This window comes from Staphylococcus sp. EG-SA-18 (assembly GCF_017151825.1).
Classification (GTDB): domain Bacteria; phylum Bacillota; class Bacilli; order Staphylococcales; family Staphylococcaceae; genus Staphylococcus; species Staphylococcus aureus.
The window spans coordinates 54,688-76,851 of sequence record NZ_JACYVY010000055.1; the positions used below are offsets into that span (position 1 = coordinate 54,688).

Below are 22,164 nucleotides of genomic sequence, written 5' to 3' on the forward strand. Positions count from 1 at the left end.
GTGCTTTTTTGTAAACCCAAATCGTATTCTGTTATCTAACTTTTATACTACTATGTCTTAAATCATTAACATTTAGCGTCTTTACAAGCCACTAATCAGTTATTTTGCCATCTTCTAATTCAATCACTCGATCTGCATATTCAAATAATCTTCGATCGTGTGTAATCATAATACCAATCATTTGTTGTTCTTTAATTTGTTGACGTATCATCTCAACAACTTTTGTTGCTCTATCGGCATCTAAACTTGCTGTGGGCTCATCTGCTAAAATGATTTTCGGATTATTCATAAATGCTCTCATAATCGCAACACGTTGCTTTTCACCGCCAGATAACTGATGCGGATATACATTCAAGCGATCTTCTAAACCAATATTTTTCAAAAGTTGTATTGCTCTTGTTGAACTTTGTTGTTTGGTCATTCCCGCTTCTTGACCTACGAGTGTCAATTGCTCTATCACTTTTAAATAAGGAACTAAATGTGAAGATTGAAAAATAAAACCAATATCTTCCAATCGTAAATCACTAGGACGATGCTGTTTATCAAACAATGGCGCATCATTGTAAAGCACTGTACCACTCGTTTGACTTAACAATCCGCCTAATATCGTTAGCAATGTTGTTTTCCCAGAACCAGAGGCACCATTTAAAATGACAAATTCCCCTTGTTCCACTTCAAAATTAATACCTTTTAAAACTTTTGTTTCAGACAAACCTTCTCCGAAATTTTTGACGATATCTTCAACGACTAATGCCATTATTCTGCACCTCCAATTGCTTCGATAGGATCCACTTTAAATAATTTGATAAATGATAGTGAGGCACCTAAAATCGCTACTAATATAAATATCCCCACCATTAATAAAATATTTTGCGTTGTTAAGTAAAAAGGCATCGTTACCGGCATCATAAATGATAGTCCTACTATGATGATCACAGCAATACCTACCCCAATTATTGTTAGTGTTAAAATTTGTAAAACTAACGCACTCAATAAATGTCTTGTCTTAATACCAATTGCTTTCAAAATGCCAATTTGTGATATTTTTTGAATCGTCATAACATAGAAAAATGCACTTAGAACGATTGCTGTAATAGCAAACAAACTAACAATCATCATATTTAACGGTGCTTGCTCTGCTTGATAACTCGCAATATTACCTGTTAAATCTTTTTCACTCACCACTTGAACGTCATTTATTTTATTAAGCTCATCACGTTGTTGTTGTGTTAAATTTTTCACTGGATAAAATGCCGTATTAACCTTATTCAATGCATTAAATCCGTTATCGTTCAATAGCACAATGGAACTATGCGCATACATTGTGTCGTTTAAAATACCAGAAACTCTATAACTAGTTGAATTATTTTTAAAATGTAATCTATCCCCGACTCTAATGTTGTCTGCAGCTAACTTATCATTAATAGCGACCTCATGAGCATTTTTAGGATAATCACCTTTTTTAAGTTGTATGCGTTGTTGTTTAACGTCATTCATTGTAATCACATCTTGTTCTTTATTAGATAATTTCAATGTTTGAATATTCATTTTATATGGTTCTTGATGAATTACCTTTTTAATTTGATTCTGTTGCGTATCACTAAGTTGCGATTTCTCAATTTGCGGCTCTTTCATTTTTTGAACAACATATTCATCATTATCAAAGTGTTCAAATAACGAAATATTCTCCCTACCAAGCCCTTGAGCTAAACCACTAATAAATAACACCATAATACTTAATAAAAGAATAATTAATGTGATTAAAATATAACGAAATTTGTAAAACATAATCTCTTTTATCGCTAATTTCATATCGATTCACTTCTCCCTATTTCTTCTTTAGCGTCAGTATAAGGTTGAAATATGAACTCAATATGAACAATTGTTTTTTTACGCAAAAATATTTTACATGTATAATAAATGAAAAAGATAAGGGAGTTTATAGCTATGGTGCAATGTCTTGTTGTCGATGACGATCCTCGAATCCTAAATTATATAGCTAGCCATTTACAAACAGAGCACATTGATGCATACACACAACCAAGTGGTGAAGCTGCATTAAAACTTTTAGAAAAACAGCGTGTCGATATTGCAGTGGTAGATATTATGATGGATGGTATGGACGGCTTTCAATTATGTAATACATTAAAAAATGATTATGATATACCAGTTATTATGTTAACAGCGCGGGATGCACTTAGTGACAAAGAGCGTGCGTTTATAAGCGGTACTGACGATTATGTAACCAAACCCTTTGAGGTTAAGGAACTTATTTTTAGAATTCGTGCGGTATTACGTCGATATAATATCAATTCAAATTCAGAAATGACTATTGGCAACTTAACGCTAAACCAATCCTATTTGGAACTCCAAGTATCTAATAAAACGATGACGTTACCGAACAAGGAATTTCAATTATTATTTATGCTTGCAGCACGTCCTAAGCAAATCTTTACACGTGAACAGATAATAGAAAAAATTTGGGGCTATGATTATGAAGGAGATGAACGAACAGTTGACGTTCATATTAAGCGACTACGCCAAAGATTAAAAAAATTAAATGCCACACTTACAATTGAAACAGTAAGAGGACAAGGCTATAAGGTGGAGAATCATGTTTAAAACACTCTATGCTAGAATTGCGATTTATTCCATTACGGTTATTTTATTTAGTGCATTAATAAGTTTTGTATTAACAAATGTTTACTATCATTATAATTTAAAAGCATCTAATGACGCGAAAATCATGAAGACACTTAAAGAAGCAAGACAATATGAACAATCAGCTAAACCAACGCACATTCAACAATATTTCAAACATTTAGGGCAAATGAATTACCAAATAATGACCGTTGATCAAAAAGGTCATAAGACATTTTATGGGGAGCCATTTAGAGAAGATACTTTATCACAAAATGCTATTAACAACGTATTAAATAATAAAGATTACCATGGTATTAAAGATAAACCATTCGCATTATTCGTAACTGGATTTTTCGACAATGTAACAGATAATACTGTTGGTATTAACTTTAAGACAAAAGACGGTTCAATAGCAGTATTCATGCGTCCAGATATTGGAGAAACATTTAGCGAGTTTAGAACATTCTTAGCCGTCTTGTTAATGTTGTTATTATTTATCTCGATTTCATTAGTTATCGCATCAACCTATTCAATCATTCGTCCAGTAAAAAAGTTAAAGCTAGCGACCGAACGCTTAATTGATGGTGATTTTGAAACACCTATCAAACAAACACGCAAAGATGAAATTGGAACATTACAGTATCACTTTAATAAGATGAGAGAGTCATTGGGACAAGTTGATCAAATGAGGCAGCATTTTGTACAAAATGTATCTCATGAAATCAAAACACCATTAACACATATTCATCATTTATTAAGCGAGTTACAACAAACTTCTGATAATACATTAAGACAACAATATATAAATGATATTTATACCATTACAACGCAGCTGAGCGGATTAACAACTGAATTGTTGCTCTTATCCGAATTAGATAATCACCAACATTTATTATTCGATGATAAGATTCAAGTCGATCAACTCATTAAAGATATCATTCGACATGAACAATTTGCTGCTGATGAAAAGTCGTTAATTATTTTAGCTGATCTAGAATCAATCAATTTCCTAGGAAATCAACGTTTGTTACATCAAGCATTGAGTAATTTATTAATAAATGCTATTAAGTATACAGATGTTGGTGGTGCCATTGACATCGCTTTGCAACATAGTCACAACAACATCATTTTTACAATAAGTAATGATGGTTCACCAATTAGTCCACAAGCTGAAGCACGTTTATTTGAACGTTTTTATAAAGTGAGCAAACATGATAATAGCAATGGTTTAGGTCTTGCAATTACAAAATCCATCATTGAATTGCATCATGGTACAATCCAATTCACACAAAGTAACGAGTATGTAACCACCTTTACTATTACACTGCCAAATAATTCACTTTAATCTCTACCTCCTGAAAAAACATTTCTGTTTTTATTTCAGGAGGTATCTTTTATATTGATTAGCGCTTTCTAGCCACTTAACATTTAATTTCTACCATTCAACAAAATTTAAATATATCGATGGTCATTTATGGTTTAATAATTTTGAAGGAGGCATTAACCTATGATGAAACTCAATTTATTTATCAATGCAAAAGAGACGGAATCTTATATTGATATACATGCACCTAAAATGAATGATCACGTTCAAAGTATTATTAATGCAGTCAATGATTTAGACAAATCACATACATTAGTCGGATACATAGACAAAGAAATCCATATCATTAATGTATCAGATGTTATAACATTCCAAGTTATTAATAAAAATGTAACAGCCATTACAAGCAATCAAAAATTCAAACTAAAATTACGACTTTATGAACTAGAAAAACAGTTACCACAACATTTCATTCGCATTTCCAAATCAGAAATCGTCAACAAGTATTACATTGAAAAATTATTATTAGAGCCAAATGGACTTATACGTATGTATCTTAAAGATGCACACTACACCTATTCTTCTAGACGTTATTTAAAATCTATAAAGGAGCGCTTATCAATATGAAAAATTTGAAAAACTCATTATTTATTAGCTTAATCATTGGTTTGTCCCTTTCACTGTTCTTTAGTATGTTATTTGCAGACGGCAAATATTATCCACTGAACCCACAATCAACTATTGGCATATTGTATTATACGCATTTCACAGAAACTACCGTAATGTTGATTTCTATCATTTTATGGTTACTCATAGGCGTCGTCTTTTTCCTTGGAGATTTTATCTTTAAATACACAGATTGGAGCATTACTAAAGCAACTATAATGCATTTCATAACAACGTATGTCGGATTCTTGCCTTTAGCAATGCTTGCCGGTTGGTTTCCACTAACAGTGCATTATCTAATCATATTCACAATTATCTTCATTGTGGTTTATGTATTAATTTGGATAATTCAATTCTTTAAAAATAAGAACTACGTAAACACTATTAACAAGCAACTGAAACAATTAAAATGATTTTCATTAACAACTAAAAAACGGTAATGTCTATCACATTAAAAAAGACATTACCGTTTCATTTATTATTTAACTTGTAAATACTTAGTTACTTCTTCATTAATTTTGTGATATAAATCCTCATGATCTGTTAAGCGATAACCAAATGACGGCACCATTTCTTTAATCTTTGGTTCCCATCCTTTGAATTCATCACGATAGCATCGCTGTAAAACATCAAACATAATATCTACAGCTGTTGACGCACCAGGTGATGCACCAAGTAATGCAGCTAATGTGCCATCATCTGACGTAATGACTTCAGTACCAAATTGTAAGTTACCTTTAGAATCCTCAGTATCCTTGATTACTTGGACACGTTGCCCTGCTGTAATCACTTCCCAATCTTCATTTTTAGCATTTGGGAAAAAGACTCTTAAATCATCCATACGCTCATCATTAGATAACATCAATTGTGACACTAAATACTTCGTAAGACTCATTTCTTTGATACCTGCAGATAACATCGTCACGATATTATTTGGTTTAACCGATTTAATTAAATCCATATGTGAACCTGTTTTTAAAAATTTAGGTGAGAAACCTGCAAATGGACCAAATAACAATGAACGCTTGCCGTCTACAAAACGTGTATCTAAGTGCGGCACTGACATTGGTGGCGCACCCACTGCTGCTTTTCCGTACACTTTAGCATGATGACGATCAATCACTTCTTGATTTGTACAGCGCAGGAATAATCCACTTACCGGGAAACCACCAATATGTTTTGATTGTTTAATCCCAGTCTTTTGGAGTAATGGTAAACTCGCACCGCCAGCACCAATAAATACAAAATCAGATTCATATGTTGTCGTTTCATTAGTTTCTAAATCTTTAACTTTAACTAGCCATGCCCCAGATTTCTGTTTCTTGATGTCTAATACATTCTGCTTATATTGAATTCCCACACCACGTTGCTCTAAATTTTCAAATAACTTTGCAGTTAACGCACCAAAGTTAACATCTGTACCAGTTTCATCATAAGTTAAAGCAATTGGTTCATCAGACTTACGACCTTCAATCATTAACGGTACCCAAGATTTCATTTCTTCTTCATCTTGCGATAATTTCATTTTTTCGAATAAAACACTTTTCTTTAACGTTGCAACACGACTTTTTATAAAAGCTACATTATCTTCGCCAATGACAAAACTCATGTGTGGCACCGCTTGAATAAAGCGATCTGGGTTATCTAATTGTCCTGTTTTAACTAAATATGCCCAAAACTGTTTTGAAATTTGGTACTGCTCATTTATCTTAATTGCTTTACTACAATCAACTGTGCCATCCTTACCTTCTTTTGTATAGTTCAACTCGCAAAGTGCTGAATGCCCTGTACCGGCATTATTCCATACATTTGAACTCTCTTCGCCAGGTTGTGCTAATTTTTCAAACACTTTAATATTTTTCTCAGGTGATAATTCTTTAAGTAATGTTCCTAATGTTGCACTCATAATACCGCCACCAATTAAGATGACATCTGTTTTGCTATGTTGTGTTGTCATAACAAATACAGTCCCCCTTTTTAAAATGAATAATGGAACGTTCGAGAAATACGACATATTAATACCACTTTAAATCAATAAGTGTCTCAATAGGTTCCCATGGTGATGCTCTATTACTATCTACTATGTATATTAATATTTTATAATAACGAAACTACTTTAATTATATACTTTATGTGCGATAGCACAAAGACAAAACCACAAACCTTAACAGCTATCAACCAATTTAATTTGATTGCTGATTACTCACTATTCATTTTAACATAAAGCGCTACCATTATTATAATGTCAAACTTCTTTCATTAATGATCCATTAAAAAAAGATGAGATGTTAGAAAACATCTCACCCTCTGTATATTTATATTTTGAAATACGTTTTTTTATAATAATGACAAGATGAAAGTCCAAATACAGATGAATATTAGTAAACATACACTGTATTTCAATGTCATTTTTAATAATTCTGATTCCTTACCAACTTGTTTTACTGCTGCAGTTGCAATTGCAATTGATTGTGGTGAAATCAATTTTGCCGCTACACCACCAACTGTATTAGCAGATACAAGAAGTGAACCACTTGTTCCAATTTGTTGTGCAACAGAAGCTTGAATTGGTGCAAATAATGAATTGTTATTTACAACTGATCCTGTCATAAACACACCTATCCAACCTAAGATTGGTGATAGAACTGGGAAGACATTACCTGCTTTAGCTATACCTTGACCCATTGCTGCACTTAAACCACCATAAGTTGTGATTTTAGAAATTGCTAAGATGAAACAAATTGTAAGAACTGGTAACCACAACTCTTTAAATGTAACGCCGAATAATCTACCAGCATCTTTAAAGTTAACCTTTTTAGACATTAAAATTGTAATAATAATAGTTAATAAAATAGCTGTACCTGTTTGTCCAATAATATTTAAAGTCAATACTAATGGTTTATGCGTAACTTCGCTGATTGTTCCAGGTAAGTTGAATTTAAATACTAATGATGATAAAGCACCATTTGGTAAGAATAAGTTTTTAAAGAATGGCGCACTCCAAATCATTACAATGACTGTTAATACAATAAATGGACTCCATGCATGTAATACTGCTTTTGCAGAATGTGCTTTTGCAGGTTCAATTTCTTCATCTTTATTAACACGATAAATGTGTTTTGGTTGGAATTTTTTAGAAAATACTGCTAATGCTAACATTGTTAATAACGGTGGAATAATATCTGCCAATTCAGGTCCACTGAATACAGTTAATAATCCTTGAGTAAGTGTATATGTGATTGAAACTACTAAAATTGCTGGTAATGTTTCTTTAACACCTCTAAAACCATCAATAATAAAGATAAGTAAGAATGGAATAATGAAATTTATGATTGCCAATGTTAAAGTTGCTGATTGAGAAACACCTAATACTGAAACATCTCCAGGTAATTTCAACGTTTCTACAACACCTACAGGGATACCAATCGCACCAAAAGCACCAGACGCTGCATTTGCGACTAAACATAACATCGCAGCTTTTAATGGATTAAATCCTAATTGTGTTAATAAAAGTGCACAAATTGCAATTGGTACACCAAATCCTGCTGCACCTTCTAAAAATGCGTTGAATGCAAATCCAATAAGTAAAACTTGAATACGTTGGTCTTGTGAAATATTTGTAATACTATCTTGAATTGTTAAAAATTGTCCAGATTCAACAGTAATTTTGTATAACAATACTGCCATCATAACGATATAGCCAATCGGAATGATACCTTGGAAGAAACCTTCGACTACTGCACCAGAAGCGATACCAACTGGCAATTTGAAAAATGGTATTGCAATTAGTAATGTTACAACAAGTGTTGTAATAGCTGCATAAATACCTTTCATTTTAAAAACAGTTAAACATAGTAAAAACAGTACAATCGGTATTGCTGCAATTAAAGACGATAATAATAAATTATCAAATGGGTTAAACGTATTTACTAACATAGGCTGACTCTTCTTTCCATAAAGTAGTAGTGTAATTGCTTCATTAAAATCATGCTCTGGCTATAGCATTTTGTTATCGATAACATTTTACAGAACAGTGAGATTAATGTGATTTTTTTCACAATTAAAATATACCATTTTTTCAGACTATTAACAATATCACTTTCCTATTTAATTGTTTTATTTTTCATTTTAAATCTGTTCATCAAAATGAATTGTACTTAATGTAATGAAGTAACTTATACTATTCATGAATTTTACATAAGACCGTGCTAAAATAAGGAAGATACTACGATGAGAAATGGAAGTTATAGCAATGATTAAACAGATAAATGTTTCTAATATGCAAAAGTTTGAATCTCAATTAATGAAAGCTCAGTCTGAAGGTTATACACATGTCGTTCCATATGCAAATGAGATAATGATTTATCAATCGATGTTAGATGCGGTTCAATTATATCCTAAGTCTATCGTGGTTGATTATACTGTGGATGGACAATACAAAAATGATTGTCACTATTTCGGTCAATCATCGATCAACATTGCCGATTGGGCTCAAAACAATAATTATTATCCTAACCTGATATATGCGATTCAACAGACTCTTGATTTAATACATTATTACTCTGTAGAAACGATTTTCGATTTAGCTTTATTGACACTTCTGAAAGGTGATTTATCAATCGATGGTCATGTCGTTTTTGATTTTAAAGCCCCTATAGCAACAAGTGCTTCAATATGGGAAACTATTAAAACTATTGAAGATTTTGATATGATGTCTCAGTTTTATTTGAATAAAATGGCTTATATTGATCATCATCCTATACCTTTTCGCAACCTTTTTATCGAGGATTCAGAACAACTTAATTCGCCAGATAATTGGTTGTATTCTACCAAGTTTATGCTACCTAAATGGTTATATAAAATAGCAAAGCAACGTGCTGATAACAAACAATTACAAAACTTCGGCCTGTATACGAAGCAACCAAACGTTTTAAAAGATCACATCGTTTTTATCGGTGATCATCATCAATATATAGGTAATTCAAAATATTTATTTACTTACTTCGTTAAACATAATCCAATGACTGCCTGTTATTTTGTTACTGACGATCGTCGCGGACCACATTTCATATCACCTAATTCTGAAAGAGCTGACGAATTGATTAACAGCGCACGCGTAGTTATAGTTGAAAATGATATACCTGAAACGTTACAACCAAACGGTACTTTAATTCAATTACATCAAGGCACACCAATAATGCAATTATTTTTAGATAGTAAAGAGCCTATTAAAAATATAGAAACACCTTTTTATCGTGCTAAAAGGTATAATCGCTGGTTGCAATTCGATTATGTTATACATTCTGCTGATGATATTAGCCACTTTTATCAAACGGCTTTTCCTAGTCACCAAGCAAATGTATTGGCTTATGGTAATCCTAAACACCAATATTTACTACAAAAGCGTAACGAAAGTACTACTCAACAACAGTATAAGAAATCGTTTAAAATAAATGATCAAAAACCAGTTTTATTATACGCACCTATTGGATTAGTGAGTGCGCAACAATTACCACTATCAGATGCTTTATTCAAAGCATATCATGTTGTGGTTCAGGGTGTTGATGAAGCGATCTTACCAGAAGAGGCGCTTGTTGCACCAAAGTATCTTAGTGCTCAAGACTTAATTCTAATGTCTGATGTCGTTATCACTGATTACTCAAATATAATATTTGATGCGATGGCTATAGACAAAACAGTAGCATTATACACTCCAAATCACAGTCAATACATTGAGTCTCAAGGTGTTAACGAAGATATTTGGCGTCATCTATCAAAAATTTGGTATACAGACCGACAATTATTAATTAATAATTTAATTTCCCAGGCAATACCAGTGATTAAATATCCACAAATACAACATAAAGAACAACCATTAGAATCTATTTCACAACTTATATTGTCTAAGATGACATCTAATCAATAGTGTTTAAATTTCTCAGTGGCTGTGAATGAGGTTTAAAAGTACTATAAAACGTAAACTTTGATACTTTAAAATACGCAAAAAACGGTAAACCCTAATTCATATTATAGAGTTTACCGTTTTATTTTTTTAACTTGCATCATAGTTATATTAACATTATTGTTGGTAGTTTGGATCAGTAACCATTGCTTGTCCAGTATAATCAACCGTTACAATTGAATATTTTCCATTTGCATTTGGGTCTTTAAAACTAAACACATACTTATAGTTGCCATTATGTTCTTCAATAGAATAATCATTATACACTTTATTATTACTACCAAATTTATTTGCTTCATTATTAGCCGCATTTAAAGCTGTTTGGAAATTTGGCAATTGCTGTAAAGCTTGAGTTTTATTTCCATTAAACGGATAAATTTGACGTGCAACCGGCGCGGCATTTTGTCCATAATATGGTGCAACGTAACTTGATTTTTGATTATTATTCGCTTGGTTATTATTTGTTTGGTTTTGGTCATTGTTTGTTGCATTTGAATTAGATTGTTGCTGGTTATCGTTTGCACTATTATCTTTATTATCTTTGTTTACGTCTTTACTATCATCTTTATTATCTTTCTTATCTTTAGATGAATCATTTGTTTTTTTATCTTGTTGTTCAGTTTTCGCTTTATCATCTTTTTCTTTATTACCGTCTTTTTGTTGGTCACTATCTTGACCACATGCAGCTAAAAATAATGATAATGCTAGTAACCCTGTAACTAATCTTTTCATACATATCTCCTCCTATAATTCGATATTCATTGAATAATCTTGAAATACATATCTACCATGTGTATCTTTTCATGGCTTGTTACCAAAGACGTCAACATTAATATGATCTGAATTATCACAATATCCATAACTACAATCTAAGGTTCTTTTTATTATACCCTAATTTTTGTTCATTATTATTTAATTTTTGTGAATTTTATGTTTTCTATAAATTTAATTATTTTACTTTAACAATTCATTACGCATTTAGCATTTCAAGGTATACACAATATTTATTACTATGATTTCATTTTATCTGCTGCAAAAACAATCATTATAACTCTTTTTCCATAATTAAATCTGTATCCGTTACATCACCTGTTTGAAAATGATGTTCACCAACCACTTTAAATCCATGACGTTTATAAAATGCTTGAGCACGAGGATTATGTTCCCAAACTCCTAGCCAAATTTTATGTTTATTATGTTCTTGTGCAATTTTTTCGGCCAATTCTATCAATTGTGAACCTCTTCCGCCACCTTGAAAGTCTTTCAAAAAATATATGCGCTGCACTTCTAAATAGGTCTCCCCCATTTCTTCAGTTTGAGCACTATTAATATTCATCTTTATATAACCAACATTCGCACCATCTTCTTGATAAAAATAATGAAATGAATCTACATGGTTAATCTCTTGTGTAAATTTTTCTACAGTATAATTGTCTTTAAAAAATTGATCAAAATCTTTGTCATCATAGTAAGAACCAAACGTGTCATAAAATGTTCTAGTTGCTAATTCAACTAATTCACTAGCATTTTGTTTTGAAATTTCTTTGATTATCCCAGCCATATAAATCCTCCAATAAACAGTGATCGAATCAAAATATTACTTATGTTATTTTTCAGCCAAAACTATTTAAAAATACATTAACACAAATCAATTACAGATTGTATTGATTGTGTGTAACATCAATAAATGATACATTTATTCCAGTAAAATGGCCGTATTTTCAAAAGAGAAAAAGAGAGGATGTATCGTTGTGATAGAAACATTTAAAGCATTTGTAATTGATAAAGATGAGAGCGGTAAAGTGACACCAACTTTCAAACAATTATCGCCTACTGATTTTCCTAAAGGAGATGTGCTGATTAAAGTACATTACTCTGGTATAAATTATAAAGATGCTTTAGCGACTCAAGATCATAATGCAGTCGTAAAATCGTATCCTATGATTCCAGGAATAGATTTAGCTGGAACAATTGTTGAATCCGAAGCACCAGGCTTTGAAAAAGGAGAACAAGTAATTGTAACGAGTTATGACCTAGGTGTTAGCCATTATGGCGGTTTTAGTGAATATGCGCGTGTAAAATCAGAATGGATTATCAAGCTTCCTGATACTTTAACATTAGAAGAATCAATGATATATGGCACAGCTGGTTATACTGCCGGTTTAGCAATTGAAAGACTTGAAAAAGTTGGAATGAATATTGAAGATGGTCCTGTACTCGTTCGCGGTGCTTCAGGTGGTGTCGGTACTTTAGCAGTACTCATGCTTAATGAACTTGGTTATAAAGTTATCGCAAGTACAGGTAAACAAGATGTTAGCGATCAATTACTTGAACTTGGTGCCAAAGAAGTTATCGATCGACTTCCTGTTGAAGATGATCATAAAAAGCCACTCGCATCATCAACTTGGCAAGCTTGTGTAGACCCTGTTGGTGGCGAAGGTATTAATTATGTTACAAAGCGTTTAAATCATAGTGGGTCAATTGCAGTTATTGGTATGACTGCCGGTAATACTTATACTAATTCTGTATTCCCTCACATTTTAAGAGGTGTAAACATTTTAGGAATTGACTCGGTATTTACTGCTATGAAATTAAGACAGCGCGTTTGGCGTCGTCTCGCAAAAGATTTAATGCCTGAAAATTTACATGAGATCAAGCAAGTTATTACATTTGATGAACTTCCAGAACAACTTAACAAAGTAATTAAACATGAAAATAAAGGGCGCATTGTTATCGATTTCGGTGTAGATAAATAGTATTCATGAAAAAGACATCCCGTTATGCGAGATGTCTTTTTATTTTCTTTTAGATTATCTACTTAATCAACATTACACAAATTAATCAATAAAAGAATTAAATAATTAAAATTCAACTAAACGGTACACAAAGACAACAGACAGTAGAGTAAATTGTTTGTTAAATAGCAATAATACCTTGATTTAATAAATTTTATTATTATAATTAATGTAAATAACTTTCAATGAATAGGTGTGATATTTTGAAAAAGTTATATAAAAATCGTTCGTTTTCTAATTTACTTATGAGTAGAATTTTGATAAATGCTGGTGATAGTCTCTATTATGTTTCTACAACTTGGATAGTTTTACAATGGACGCAAAACCCTTTACTAGTTGGTTTAACTAATACTTTATTAATGATTCCTATGTGTATTTCATTTTTATTTGGTCCTTTAGTAGATGCCTTACCATTAAAGAAGACTCTATTTTTAACCCCTTTATTACAATGTCTATTACTATCACTAATTGCTTCTTTAAACCTAATTGGATACTTAAATGTATACGGCTTGATCATTTTAGTGGCAATTGCAATGTTTTGCACTCAAATAGGATACCCAGCTCAGTCTAAAGCTATACCTTTATTAGTAAAAAAAGATCAATTATTAGATGCAAATTCTGCTATGAGTGTCGCATATCAAGGAACAGATGTTATTATGAATTCAATAAGTGGTATTATTGTTGCAGCAATAGCTTTTTTTCCACTATATTCTATTAATTCACTAATATTTCTAATAGCTTGTTTATTTATGCTGAATGTAAATATTCCTAATATAACTAACCCTGCAAGAAATAATCCTTCTTATTTACAAAATTTAAAAGAAGGTGTGCTAGGAATTAAAAATTCACTCCTACTAGTTGTTGCATTGGTAAGTGGTGTTATAAATTTTGGACTAGGACTTCTTTATACATGGATACCTTTAAAGGCTGACCATTTAGGTGGAGCCTATTATTACGGTTTATTAATGGCACTATTTTCAATAGGTTTAATTGTAGGTTCATTAATCACACCTTATATAAAAAAAATCAACTTGGGATATGGAAAATTATTAATACTCTTAAATACTATTTCAGGTTTAATATTAATTTTAGTTAACTATATTCCGCGAAATTTTTTTATAATTTTGTTTCCAGTAGCTTTTATGACAATTAGTATTACCAATATATCCTTAGCTTCTATTCAACAAAAGGTTATTCCAGAACATTTGCTTGCTAGATTAACTACAATCATAACAAGTATTTCAGCAATTTCATTACCGATGGGTAGTTTTATTGGCGGAATCCTAATAAAAAATCTTGGTATTGATTATACTCTTGTAATTGGTGGAGCATTATTTATTATTGCAAGTATCATTTTCTTTATATCTACACCTTACAGATCATTGCCTAAAATTGAAAAAATAGAGCATTATCATATATTCGGAATTCAGAAAATTGGAAACAATCATTAAAATTATACATTTTTATTAGTTCAATATACTTAAATAGGTTTTCAAAATAGATTTAGTATTAGAATTGATCTATGAAACTGACTCACAAAATGTCAAAACTCAAGAAGAATTGTTTACTGAATACAAAAATTTTAAACAAAAAATCACTAATGATTTATTAGATAAAACTAGTTAATTAAATGCTTTTCTTCGTCTAATCATTGGTATATCTATCTAAATCGGGAAATATTTTCCCATCAAAAAGACATCCCGTTTTGCGAGATGTCTTTTTATTTTTAAAACTTAATATACATTCCACCTGAATCTGGTTCCGTAGGTATAAATCCAAATTTTGTATATAATTTATCCGCCGGGTAGTCTGCGATCAGACTAACGTATGCACTTTCGACAGATACATTTTTAATATACTTCATAATATGTTCCATAATTTGACTGCCGTAACCTTGACCTTGATAACTTTTCGAAACAGCAATATCAACAATTTGAAAAGCAGTTCCGCCATCGCCAATTACTCTACCCATACCAATTAACCAATCTTTATCATACAAGGTTACTGTAAATAAGGCATTAGGTAATCCTTTTTCAGCTGCTTCGCGCGTCTTTGGACTCATACCTGCGTTAATCCTTAATGCGCAATAATCCTCGCAAGTCGGAATATCATATGTCACTTTAACCATTATTTACCCCACTTTTCATCACACAATATATCAACCTAGTATAAATGTTTATTTACAATAGTCTTATTCGCTTCTTTAAACACTTCATGATGACTTGAAACATAACCCTCTGCATTCGCATCTGGTTGGATATATGTTTTAGCAAGGTTCGCTGCATTAGCACCATCACTAAATGCACTTGCAATTAGATGTGATTTTGCATCATGATAAACAATATCTCCACACGCATAGATACCAGGTATACTAGTTGTCGTATTACCAAATCCTTTAACACGACAATCATCATGCATATCTAGCTTTGAAGATGTTTCACTCAATAATGTATTACAACGATCAAACCCATGACTAATAATGACATCGTCAAATTTAACTGTATGCGTATCGCCACTTTCAACATGTTCCAAAACAACTTCACTTATATGCGTTTCATCATCATTGCCGACCAAGTATTTAATACGTGTTTTTGGGCATAGTTTCACATTTAAATCTGTCACCAACGTTTTCATCGCTTCATGACCACTTACATCTTCTTTTCGATAAACAACTGTCACGCTTTTAGCAATCTTGGCAATATCATGCGCCCAATCTAATGCTGTATTTCCTCCACCTGATATTAATACATCTTTATCTTTGAAACGTCTGTAACTTTGTACAACATAATGTAAATTAGTTAATTGATATCTCTCTACACCTTTAACATCTAATTGTTTTGGATTAATAATACCCGCACCAATTGCAATGATAACTGCTTTCGATGTATATATTTCTCCCGCTTCTGTTTCAACTTCGAAATGACGTTCTGCCTTTTTCCTAATATCTACCACACGTTCATTCAAATGAACTTCCGGTTTAAAATATAATCCTTGCTTAATTGTATCTTTTAAAATTTCATGACAAGGTTTTGGCGCAATGCCGCCAATATCCCAAATAATTTTTTCAGGGTAAATTCTCATCTTACCCCCTAATTCAGATTGAACATCTATCAATCTTACAGACATATCTCGCAATCCAGCATAAAAGCTTGCATACAAACCAGACGGACCGCCACCAATGATTGTAACGTCTTTCATTATGTGCCTCCTATGACTCTCTATATTCATTTCTTTCATTAACGCGCTCAAATTGATAATTATTATCATTTAAAGCCATTATACTATTAATATTTATATTGTTAAAATAAATCGCATAGTTAACCATGAATTATCAATAACTATCCCATCACAATATAAAAACACACCTTTCAAAGTAAGAAACAACAATGTTCCTTTGAAAGATGTGTATATTTTTTAGTTCTAGTTATATTATTTTTTAAAAGACTCATCACGTGGTTCTTTAAGAATTGCTTGTCTTAAAAGGAAAAATAGCAACAATAAACCTGCAAGCATACCTGTGTGCCCAATACCTGCAAAGCCTGCAAATGCTTCTGGAGAGTATGATTTACCAGTGACTTGGAAGAATCCTTTTGTCACCATCATACCTATAGTAACGATAACACCTATGTTATATACATAGAAGAACCAGTTAAATAAGTAGTAACTTGATAATTTAAATAACTTCTCCAATGGTAATAATATTAAAAACATAAACATACCTAAAATAAGTGTATGTGTGTGTACAAGTGATAATTGTGTTGTACCAGTAAAATCATATGCTTTTGTTAGCTCTCTATAGAAAAAGCCACTAAATAAACCTATGATCATATAAAAAAGAAATGAATATAATAACCTACGCATTTTGAATCCTCCCTCACCTTTTCATTATATCCGATTATACCTATTATAACAGTGACAAAAAAGCGAAGATATGACACAACTGAATTTGGTTTAGCACATAGTATGACAGCTAAAATAACTTTACATCAAGCGCTATACAAATAAAATAGCTATACCATGACGCTCGCTACAAACGTCTTGTATAGCTATTATTTCTATTTATTAAATTATGACGGCACTTCAGTACGTTTTGTGCTATGTTTTCTAACAATAGCTGAAACTAAACTTGATACAGCGCCAAAAATCATAAACCCTATAAACATCCACATTGTACTATTTAATTCAATATGATGATTCAAGTATAATAGTTCTCTTACACTTGTTGCATAGTGTGTGAATGGATTCCAATCATATACATATTTTTGATAACTTTCAGGCAACATTTGTTTAGGTAACGTTACAAGTTGCATACTAAAGAACATTAAAATGAAGAAAATTGGAACTGACTTCATACCTAGCCATACCATAACACCTAAAATAAGGCCCACGAAACCAAGAATCGCAAATGCTACAAAAATTGCGATACGATTTGGATGGTCAAAATCAAATCCTTGAACGCCTTGCATGAAATAAATATAAACAAAGCTACCTGCAAATGCTGCAACAACTGCAAATATCATCTGTCCAATTGAAGCAATGATACGATGTTGCACGACGATATTGTTACTAGTTCTAAATGCAAAGAACAATAAGATAGACGTTACGATTGAACCTATCCAAATTGGCATAAACATTAGGAATGGTGCATTACCACCTGCTTGGTGATCTTTAACTTTATTAAGTTTTTCATTATCCACTTTTACTGGATTCGTCAAACCATTGATGTCCGCGGCATTGACTTTAACATTTTGACTCGTTAATGTTTCCAAACTTTGCTTCGTAATTTGAGCATTAATATTATCACCCATACCAGTTAATACAGCTGATGCAATTTGTGAACCTTGTAAGCTTGATCCTTCACTTACAATCGTTTTAAATTTAGCCTGCTTAACCTCTACTTGTTGATTCCCCATTTTTTGTTTCATTTGTTGAACCACTTGTGGCGGAATTTCACCTGAAGCAACTTTTTGTTGCATTTCTTCTTTTTTACTATCCATAACTACTTTTTGTGTTTTACTCATAGCATCTTTTGAAAAGTCTTTATCAATAATAGCTACTCCAAAGATTTTTTGATCTTTCAAATCTTTTTCAAGGTCTTTTTCACTATCAACCTTAACCCATTTAATTTTATTAGAATCACTATCTAATAATTTATCCTCTAATTTTTTACCAATGTTAACATTTTTATCTTGAATCGTTGTACCTTTATCCTCGTTTAATATACCAATTGGTAAATCTTTTGGTTTAGGATTATATGCAGGATAAAAAGCTAAAGAAAAGATTACCAAGATAATCATAGTTGCTATTGGTGCAATCCATAATAATTTATTTTTAAATATATTCATTTTATTAATTACCTCCTTATTAGACAATGTGTTGAATATTTCGCATGTTGTCTATTATAATATGTAAGTGGGAATAAACAATACACAATGTTCATCAATACGTTTATTAATAGACAAATACACCCGCATTGTTCAATAACACGAGGAGGTTGATTTATTTTTGAAAGAAGATAGGCGAATTAGAAAGACAAAGTCCTCCATTAAACAAGCGTTCACTAAATTACTACAAGAAAAAGATTTAGAAAAGATTACCATTCGCGACATAACAACACGCGCTGATATCAATAGAGGGACATTTTACTTACATTACGAGGATAAATATATGTTACTCGCAGATATGGAAGATGAGTATATTTCAGAACTAACGACATATACTCAATTTGATTTGTTACGCGGTTCTTCAATTGAAGACATTGCGAATACTTTTGTAAATAATATACTCAAAAATATTTTCCAACATATTCATGATAATTTAGAGTTTTATCATACTATTTTACAATTGGAACGCACGAGTCAATTAGAATTGAAAATCAACGAACATATTAAAAATAATATGCAACGTTATATTAGTATCAATCATTCCATCGGAGGCGTTCCAGAGATGTATTTTTACAGTTACGTTTCCGGAGCAACAATTTCAATTATTAAATACTGGGTAATGGACAAACAGCCCATTTCAGTTGATGAATTAGCTAAACATGTGCATAATATTATTTTTAATGGTCCATTAAGAATAATGGCAGAAAACCGTTTGCATAAATCAAACCTTGATTCACTAACTTAAGTAATACTCGCTTTTCCTAAATCCTTTAGAAAGGAACTATATATCATGATTACTTCATTCAGACATTCTGAAGATATAGATAAACATATTATAAAAACACCATTAGATCATACAGCGTCATGGATTAATGTAGTAGAACCAGACCGAGAAGAAATTGAAAATCTTATGGAACAATATAATATACCTGAAGACTTTATACGTGACCCTTTGGACTCAGAAGAAAGTTCCCGTATTGAATATGACGAAGATACTGGTTACTCATTAATCATTATTGATTTACCTATCGTCAATTCAACTAATCGTAGCGTTCTATCTTTTGTAACGATTCCATTAGGCATTATTATTGGCAACGGTATTATCGTAACAGTTTGTGACGCTGAAAATGAATTTTTAGAAAATTTACCTAAGCGTGATATTAATTTAAAATTTCACAGCAGATTTGCATTAGAAATTTTAACTACTATTGCCGACCATTATAATCGTAACTTACGATTACTTAATAAAAGTAGAATTCGTATTGAGAAAGAACTAAAAAATAACATTACTAACAAACAACTTTTCAAATTAATGGAAGTTGAAAAAAGTTTAGTATACTTTTTAGCTGCCTTAAAAGGTAACGATACAATTATTAAAAAGTTATTCCGTTTACCTGCAATTAAACGTTTTGAAGAAGATGAAGAATTACTAGAAGATTTAATCATTGAAAATAACCAAGCCATCGAAACAACAGAATTACATCAACGTATCTTAGAAAGTATCACAACATCATACGCTTCCTTATTATCTAATGATATGAATACGATTATGAAGACATTAACACTTTTCACGGTACTATTAACGTTACCAACACTCGTATTTAGTTTCTTCGGTATGAATGTGCCGTTGCCAATTGATGACCATAGTTATATATCTTGGATTATTGTGGTAGGTATTTCATTAATTCTTGTCGTAATTGTTAGTATTTTCTTATGGCGTAAACAGAAATTATAACTAAATTAAAAGGTATGACAGCTTAAAGTTTCATCCTATTGCATTTGCAATGACTGATACTTTGATTACTGTCATACCTCTTTTTTATTCTACAACTTCTTTATTTGCTTTTCTTTTAGATAAAATTAAAGTAACTGTTATAGCAATGATGAATGATATTGTCATACCAACAAAGTAGTGTAACCATCCTGCATGTACTGGATTGATTGAAATAAATCCTGGCAATCCAGCAGTTCCTAATGCGATTGCTTTAACCTTGAAGAAAGCAATATATGCTGAACCAATACCTGATCCAACGATAGCGCCAATAAATGGATATCTTAGTTTTAAGTTAACACCAAACATAGCCGGTTCTGTAATACCAAGTAATGCTGAAATACCTGCGGCAGATGCCACACCTTTTAACTTCTTATTTTGTTTAATAATAAAGAACGCTGCAATTGCTGCACCACCTTGTGCAACATTAGACATTGTCGCAATCGGGAATATAAATGATCCACCCGTTTTAGTGGCATCTGCAATTAATGTCGTTTCTACAGCTATAAAGCTATGATGCATACCTGTAATAACAATCGGAGCATACAATAATCCGAATATTAATCCACCAATTGCACCACCAAATTCATAAAGCCATGTTAAACCATCTGATAACCAGTAACCTAATTGTCGAGTGATTGGACCTACAAATGAAAATGTTAGAAATGCTGTTATAAAAATAGATAACAATGGTGTTAACAAATTATCTAACACCGTTGGAATAACTTTGCGTAACCCTTTTTCAATTGAGGCTAAGATATAAGCTGCTACAAGCATAGGTAACACTTGTCCTTGATAACCTACTTGATTAATATGCAAACCAAAAACATCCCAATATGGAATAGCCTTACCTGCTTCAACTGCTTTTGGGAAATCGTATGCGCTCATTAGCGATGGATGAACTAGTATCATACCTAATGCAGCACCTAAAAATGGATTGCCACCAAAGCGTTTTGCTGCACTAAATCCAATTAAAATTGGTAATAATGTAAATGGTGCATTCGCAAAAACATTTATCATTTCAGCTAATCCAGCAAATTGACTATATACATCTATCAATGATTTACCTGAAAAGAATAAATCTTTCGCAGTCAAAATGTTATTTAACCCCATTAATAAACCACCAGCAACGATGGCTGGTATAATCGGAACAAAGATATCTGAAAGCATTTTTACAAATCGCTGTAACGGATTCATATTTTTAGCAGATTGTGCTTTGACTTCCGAAGTGGTTGATGCTTCTTTTCCAGTTAATTTTTCCAGTTCACTAAATACTTTATTGACTGTACCAGACCCAATAATAATTTGGTATTGTCCCCCAGTAGAAAACGTCCCTTTAACTACATCCATATTGTTTAGCGCCTCTTCATTTACTAAACTTTCATCATTTAAAACTAATCGTAGTCTCGTTGCACAATGTGCCATTGCATCTAAATTCTCTTCTCCGCCTATCGCGTTCAAAATTTCTTCTGCGGATTGCTTATAATTCATATATTTAGCCTCCTAATTAGAACCGGTTCCATTTATTCCACTTTATTGTAACCGGTTCCAAAAATATTTGCAACACTCTATTATCATTTTATATAAACACCTACACCATTTTTGATAGCGCATTCATT

The 22,164-nt window shown here is 31.8% G+C and carries 21 protein-coding genes; 9 read left to right on the forward strand and 12 right to left on the reverse strand.

The features are described from left to right. Positions 1 to 91 precede the first annotated feature (91 nt). Together IDG66_RS11510 and IDG66_RS11515 are read right to left on the reverse strand one after the other, a co-directional pair. Positions 92 to 757: an ABC transporter ATP-binding protein gene (locus IDG66_RS11510; RefSeq protein WP_001229911.1), complete on the reverse strand. Its 666-nt coding sequence runs from the start codon at positions 755 to 757 to the stop codon at positions 92 to 94. Further along, positions 757 to 1,812, reverse strand: a complete 1,056-nt coding sequence (locus tag IDG66_RS11515) for an ABC transporter permease (RefSeq protein ID WP_000761395.1) — start codon at positions 1,810 to 1,812, stop codon at positions 757 to 759. Before IDG66_RS11515 ends, IDG66_RS11510 begins: the two co-directional genes overlap by 1 nt. A gap of 135 nt (positions 1,813 to 1,947) precedes the next feature. Between IDG66_RS11515 and hssR the strand changes: the two genes are divergently transcribed. The 4 genes from hssR to IDG66_RS11535 all read left to right on the forward strand — a co-directional run bounded on the left by hssR (position 1,948) and on the right by IDG66_RS11535 (position 5,046). Beyond that, complete coding sequence (gene hssR / locus IDG66_RS11520; RefSeq protein WP_000249497.1) at positions 1,948 to 2,622, forward strand: DNA-binding heme response regulator HssR; 675 nt, start codon at positions 1,948 to 1,950, stop codon at positions 2,620 to 2,622. Beyond that, the gene (gene hssS, locus IDG66_RS11525) at positions 2,615 to 3,988 is read left to right on the forward strand and encodes a heme sensor histidine kinase HssS (RefSeq protein WP_000477339.1); all 1,374 of its coding nucleotides are present in this window, start codon (positions 2,615 to 2,617) and stop codon (positions 3,986 to 3,988) included. The genes hssR and hssS overlap by 8 nt, the downstream gene beginning before the upstream one ends. 162 nt (positions 3,989 to 4,150) lie before the next feature. After that, a complete protein-coding gene (locus IDG66_RS11530) occupies positions 4,151 to 4,594 on the forward strand; it encodes a LytTR family DNA-binding domain-containing protein (protein WP_000977022.1) in 444 nt (147 codons plus the stop codon). Next, positions 4,591 to 5,046, forward strand: coding sequence for a DUF3021 domain-containing protein (locus IDG66_RS11535; RefSeq protein WP_000793170.1), 456 nt, complete (start codon positions 4,591 to 4,593; stop codon positions 5,044 to 5,046). The genes IDG66_RS11530 and IDG66_RS11535 overlap by 4 nt, the downstream gene beginning before the upstream one ends. 65 nt (positions 5,047 to 5,111) lie before the next feature. Here the strand turns inward: IDG66_RS11535 and mqo are convergent, their stop codons facing one another. Then, positions 5,112 to 6,590 (reverse strand): malate dehydrogenase (quinone), encoded by a 1,479-nt coding sequence (gene mqo, locus IDG66_RS11540; protein ID WP_000211366.1) that lies wholly within the window; start codon positions 6,588 to 6,590, stop codon positions 5,112 to 5,114. Positions 6,591 to 6,970: 380 nt separating this feature from the next. Continuing rightward, a complete protein-coding gene (locus tag IDG66_RS11545) occupies positions 6,971 to 8,569 on the reverse strand; it encodes an L-lactate permease (protein ID WP_000960854.1) in 1,599 nt (532 codons plus the stop codon). A gap of 316 nt (positions 8,570 to 8,885) precedes the next feature. Here IDG66_RS11545 and IDG66_RS11550 point away from each other — a divergent pair, with 316 nt between their 5' ends. Further along, positions 8,886 to 10,559, forward strand: a complete 1,674-nt coding sequence (locus tag IDG66_RS11550; RefSeq protein WP_001837382.1) for a CDP-glycerol glycerophosphotransferase family protein — start codon at positions 8,886 to 8,888, stop codon at positions 10,557 to 10,559. Between the two features lie 153 nt (positions 10,560 to 10,712). Here the strand turns inward: IDG66_RS11550 and IDG66_RS11555 are convergent, their stop codons facing one another. Next, positions 10,713 to 11,327 (reverse strand): hypothetical protein, encoded by a 615-nt coding sequence (locus IDG66_RS11555; protein WP_000826997.1) that lies wholly within the window; start codon positions 11,325 to 11,327, stop codon positions 10,713 to 10,715. A gap of 313 nt (positions 11,328 to 11,640) precedes the next feature. After that, positions 11,641 to 12,156 (reverse strand): GNAT family N-acetyltransferase, encoded by a 516-nt coding sequence (locus IDG66_RS11560; RefSeq protein WP_000907332.1) that lies wholly within the window; start codon positions 12,154 to 12,156, stop codon positions 11,641 to 11,643. 190 nt (positions 12,157 to 12,346) lie between these two features. Here IDG66_RS11560 and IDG66_RS11565 point away from each other — a divergent pair, with 190 nt between their 5' ends. Both IDG66_RS11565 and IDG66_RS11570 read left to right on the forward strand, forming a co-directional pair. Then, complete coding sequence (locus IDG66_RS11565) at positions 12,347 to 13,351, forward strand: oxidoreductase (RefSeq protein ID WP_000573235.1); 1,005 nt, start codon at positions 12,347 to 12,349, stop codon at positions 13,349 to 13,351. Positions 13,352 to 13,593: 242 nt separating this feature from the next. Continuing rightward, positions 13,594 to 14,841 carry an MFS transporter gene (locus IDG66_RS11570; protein ID WP_000737848.1) on the forward strand — a complete coding sequence of 416 codons (1,248 nt, stop codon included), beginning with the start codon at positions 13,594 to 13,596 and terminating at the stop codon, positions 14,839 to 14,841. A 275-nt stretch (positions 14,842 to 15,116) separates the two neighbouring features. On the opposite strand, the gene IDG66_RS11575 is transcribed toward IDG66_RS11570, so the two are convergent. The 5 genes from IDG66_RS11575 to IDG66_RS11595 form a co-directional block, all read right to left on the reverse strand. Next, entirely contained in the window at positions 15,117 to 15,518 is a 402-nt protein-coding gene (locus tag IDG66_RS11575) for a GNAT family N-acetyltransferase (RefSeq protein WP_000241612.1), read from the reverse strand. 35 nt (positions 15,519 to 15,553) lie between these two features. Continuing rightward, positions 15,554 to 16,588, reverse strand: coding sequence for an NAD(P)/FAD-dependent oxidoreductase (locus IDG66_RS11580; protein WP_000655972.1), 1,035 nt, complete (start codon positions 16,586 to 16,588; stop codon positions 15,554 to 15,556). Positions 16,589 to 16,598: 10 nt separating this feature from the next. Next, positions 16,599 to 16,715 (reverse strand): hypothetical protein, encoded by a 117-nt coding sequence (locus IDG66_RS11585; RefSeq protein ID WP_001808030.1) that lies wholly within the window; start codon positions 16,713 to 16,715, stop codon positions 16,599 to 16,601. A gap of 104 nt (positions 16,716 to 16,819) precedes the next feature. Then, the gene (locus IDG66_RS11590; protein ID WP_001253464.1) at positions 16,820 to 17,251 is read right to left on the reverse strand and encodes a DUF2871 domain-containing protein; all 432 of its coding nucleotides are present in this window, start codon (positions 17,249 to 17,251) and stop codon (positions 16,820 to 16,822) included. A 206-nt stretch (positions 17,252 to 17,457) separates the two neighbouring features. Beyond that, complete coding sequence (locus IDG66_RS11595) at positions 17,458 to 18,735, reverse strand: YhgE/Pip domain-containing protein (protein WP_001020016.1); 1,278 nt, start codon at positions 18,733 to 18,735, stop codon at positions 17,458 to 17,460. Positions 18,736 to 18,895: 160 nt separating this feature from the next. Here IDG66_RS11595 and IDG66_RS11600 point away from each other — a divergent pair, with 160 nt between their 5' ends. Together IDG66_RS11600 and IDG66_RS11605 are read left to right on the forward strand one after the other, a co-directional pair. Then, on the forward strand, positions 18,896 to 19,519 hold the full coding sequence (locus tag IDG66_RS11600) for a TetR/AcrR family transcriptional regulator (RefSeq protein WP_000656771.1): 624 nt from the start codon (positions 18,896 to 18,898) through the stop codon (positions 19,517 to 19,519). Positions 19,520 to 19,564: 45 nt separating this feature from the next. Further along, positions 19,565 to 20,509, forward strand: coding sequence for a magnesium transporter CorA family protein (locus IDG66_RS11605; RefSeq protein WP_000633068.1), 945 nt, complete (start codon positions 19,565 to 19,567; stop codon positions 20,507 to 20,509). Between the two features lie 84 nt (positions 20,510 to 20,593). Here IDG66_RS11605 and IDG66_RS11610 read toward each other — a convergent pair whose 3' ends face one another. Continuing rightward, complete coding sequence (locus IDG66_RS11610; RefSeq protein WP_001108126.1) at positions 20,594 to 22,036, reverse strand: sucrose-specific PTS transporter subunit IIBC; 1,443 nt, start codon at positions 22,034 to 22,036, stop codon at positions 20,594 to 20,596. Positions 22,037 to 22,164 lie beyond the last annotated feature (128 nt).

Bases quoted from the DNA above. Each gene is read 5' to 3' on its own strand.
- IDG66_RS11575 (WP_000241612.1), bottom strand. From the start codon at position 15,518: ATGGTTAAAGTGACATATGATATTCCGACTTGCGAGGATTATTGCGCA.
- IDG66_RS11610 (WP_001108126.1), bottom strand. From the start codon at position 22,036: ATGAATTATAAGCAATCCGCAGAAGAAATTTTGAACGCGATAGGCGGA.
- IDG66_RS11580 (WP_000655972.1), bottom strand. From the start codon at position 16,588: ATGAAAGACGTTACAATCATTGGTGGCGGTCCGTCTGGTTTGTATGCA.
- IDG66_RS11550 (WP_001837382.1), top strand. From the start codon at position 8,886: ATGATTAAACAGATAAATGTTTCTAATATGCAAAAGTTTGAATCTCAA.
- IDG66_RS11510 (WP_001229911.1), bottom strand. From the start codon at position 757: ATGGCATTAGTCGTTGAAGATATCGTCAAAAATTTCGGAGAAGGTTTG.
- IDG66_RS11545 (WP_000960854.1), bottom strand. From the start codon at position 8,569: ATGTTAGTAAATACGTTTAACCCATTTGATAATTTATTATTATCGTCT.
- hssR (WP_000249497.1), top strand. From the start codon at position 1,948: ATGGTGCAATGTCTTGTTGTCGATGACGATCCTCGAATCCTAAATTAT.
- IDG66_RS11530 (WP_000977022.1), top strand. From the start codon at position 4,151: ATGATGAAACTCAATTTATTTATCAATGCAAAAGAGACGGAATCTTAT.
- IDG66_RS11595 (WP_001020016.1), bottom strand. From the start codon at position 18,735: ATGAATATATTTAAAAATAAATTATTATGGATTGCACCAATAGCAACT.
- IDG66_RS11560 (WP_000907332.1), bottom strand. From the start codon at position 12,156: ATGGCTGGGATAATCAAAGAAATTTCAAAACAAAATGCTAGTGAATTA.
- hssS (WP_000477339.1), top strand. From the start codon at position 2,615: ATGTTTAAAACACTCTATGCTAGAATTGCGATTTATTCCATTACGGTT.
- IDG66_RS11535 (WP_000793170.1), top strand. From the start codon at position 4,591: ATGAAAAATTTGAAAAACTCATTATTTATTAGCTTAATCATTGGTTTG.
- IDG66_RS11585 (WP_001808030.1), bottom strand. From the start codon at position 16,715: ATGGTTAACTATGCGATTTATTTTAACAATATAAATATTAATAGTATA.
- IDG66_RS11605 (WP_000633068.1), top strand. From the start codon at position 19,565: ATGATTACTTCATTCAGACATTCTGAAGATATAGATAAACATATTATA.
- IDG66_RS11590 (WP_001253464.1), bottom strand. From the start codon at position 17,251: ATGCGTAGGTTATTATATTCATTTCTTTTTTATATGATCATAGGTTTA.
- mqo (WP_000211366.1), bottom strand. From the start codon at position 6,590: ATGACAACACAACATAGCAAAACAGATGTCATCTTAATTGGTGGCGGT.
- IDG66_RS11555 (WP_000826997.1), bottom strand. From the start codon at position 11,327: ATGAAAAGATTAGTTACAGGGTTACTAGCATTATCATTATTTTTAGCT.
- IDG66_RS11515 (WP_000761395.1), bottom strand. From the start codon at position 1,812: ATGAAATTAGCGATAAAAGAGATTATGTTTTACAAATTTCGTTATATT.